Origin of the sequence: Streptomyces sp. UW30 (genome assembly GCF_008042075.1) — a bacterium.
Taxonomy (GTDB): domain Bacteria; phylum Actinomycetota; class Actinomycetes; order Streptomycetales; family Streptomycetaceae; genus Streptomyces.
In genome coordinates this window covers 1-2,031 of sequence record NZ_RDBN01000164.1, presented here as the reverse complement: position 1 = coordinate 2,031, position 2,031 = coordinate 1, and the positions used below count along the sequence as shown (strand labels likewise).

Genomic DNA, 2,031 nt, shown 5'->3' with positions numbered 1-2,031 from the left:
CCAGTAGACCCCAGATAGTGTGGCGCCGGGCCGTGCGGCACACAGGATTTGAGGTGGACGGTGATCGACGAGGCGGTTGCGACCGCGTGGTGGGAGGGCCTGCCGGCCGGACTCCGTGACGAGGTCGATGGGTACGTCCTCCAGGACTCCCTCCTCCAGGCGATACGGACCCTTTGGGAGATCGGCCGCAACGATGGGATCGGGCTGAACGACGCCCAAGACATCGTCTCCGACCGCTATCGCCACTACCGGGATCGGATCGCCCGCACCCCGGACAGTCCTCTCGACCTGGAGTCCTTGGCCCGCCGGGCCGCCGGTTGCCCGGGTCGCGTAGTGGCGATCGAGGCAATCTGGGATGGCGATACCGTCCACGACTGGTTCGTGCGCCTGCTGGCGCTCACCGTGGACCCCGAGGGCGAACGCACGTTGGCCACCGTCTACTGGTCCGGGGCCAAGCGGTACCTGGGCGAGGACGAGGCGGCCAGCCGGTGGCACCCGTCGGCCGCGGCCGCCGAGCGGGCGGGGAGGGCCCTGGCCGACCACCTGTCGGTCCCCTTCCACTTCGCCAGCCCCGACACCCCGGACGACGAGGCTCCCCGCTGGCGGCCGTGACCGGCGAGGCGTCCGCTCAGCGGGAGATCGTCGTCATCGACCCCAGGGTCGATCAGACACAGAACCAGCAGTACAGCCGTGCCCCGCGCCGCTGTGCGCCGCGGGCGAGTCGGGGTGCCGTTAACGAACTTGCCGCCACAACGCCCTCAGCTATCACCACCAGGTCACCACGGCCAAGCTCGCCGCCCAGAGTGAGGAACCTGGAGCCGGAATGCAGTCGGCGACCACCTACGGTCACCATCCGGCTGGAAATTACGACGAACTGACGACAGTTGAATAGGAGAGCCCACCAGTACCACGGCCGGAATCTCGCCGCGCTGCTGCGTGAACTCGAGCGGTTCCTCAACGAGTGTGACGAGACCACCGCCGACACCATCGCAGACTTCTTTGCCCTCCACCCTGCCGCCGAGGCATTGGGGCAAGGTTTCCCAGATGTCTCTGCGCCTCAGCGGTACGCCCAGATGGCTCTGGTCGGTGTGGACGTGGCCTGTGTCGAGTACGTGACCCGTCCGGGCGCGCTCAAGGAGGGCACACCGTTCTTCATTGGCCCAGGACATGCGGCCGCCGGAGCCGTTGTCCTCGTGTTTCTTCGAATTGGCCAAGCACTTGGGTGCGGGTTCGCTGGAGGACTACGCCTACGACCTGATGGACGCGAGCGACTTCCTCGAAGCCCTCGATCCGCCGGCCGATCTCTTGACCGCCTCGAAGGAGGACCTGGTCGCATACAAGGACTGGGGCAGGGAGCACAGGGACGACCCGGAGATGGATGCGACGTGGATGCGTCGTCGGGGCCGCGCATTTCGGTGATCGAGCGGTTCACAGTCGTACAGCCGCTGGCCCCTGCGGCTGCCGTTGCTGATGTGGTGACGGCGGCCGCGGAACCACGGGCTGACCTGGGGTGGCGCTCGCCGTCTCGCGTAACCCTCGAACGCCCGGTCCCCGGGTCACTCCAGGTCGTCCCAAGTCCAGGGGGCTGCGGCACTCCCATTGGGTTCCCGTCCGAAACTGAACCGCTCACGCTGGTCAACGATCCTGATGAACTGATCGAAATGGCCTGCGGCGGGGAGGCGCTCGACCAGGGCAGCGGCCTGCTTCTGTGCCCCAGCCTGCCGCAGGCGACGCAGCATCCGAGCCACGATGCTCGGGTCGTCAAGGGGAGCGTGGACGGCGGCCCGCTCCACCAGCGCCGTAACCTGCTTCTCCGACCCGGCCAGCTCCAGACGGTCCAGCAACCGGGCCACGTCCACACCGACCAGAGCCATCTGGGCGTACCGCTGAGGCGCAGAGACATCTGGGAAACCTTGCCCCAATGCCTCGGCGGCAGGGTGGAGGGCAAAGAAGTCTGCGATGGTGTCGGCGGTGGTCTCGTCACACTCGTTGAGGAACCGCTCGAGTTCACGCAGCAGCGCGGCGAGATTC

General features: G+C 67.4%; 3 protein-coding genes. 2 read left to right on the top strand and 1 reads right to left on the bottom strand.

The genetic code is table 11. The annotated features are described in order from the left end of the window. The first annotated feature begins 60 nt into the window (after positions 1 to 60). Positions 61 to 612 (top strand): hypothetical protein, encoded by a 552-nt coding sequence (locus EAO75_RS45210; protein WP_261989732.1) that lies wholly within the window; start codon positions 61 to 63, stop codon positions 610 to 612. Positions 613 to 1,155: 543 nt separating this feature from the next. After that, complete coding sequence (locus tag EAO75_RS45205; RefSeq protein ID WP_148000931.1) at positions 1,156 to 1,419, top strand: hypothetical protein; 264 nt, start codon at positions 1,156 to 1,158, stop codon at positions 1,417 to 1,419. Between the two features lie 137 nt (positions 1,420 to 1,556). Here the strand turns inward: EAO75_RS45205 and EAO75_RS46405 are convergent. Further along, positions 1,557 to 2,031, bottom strand: a 475-nt coding sequence (locus tag EAO75_RS46405; protein ID WP_187284874.1) for a hypothetical protein, incomplete at its 5' end; no start/stop codon positions are given.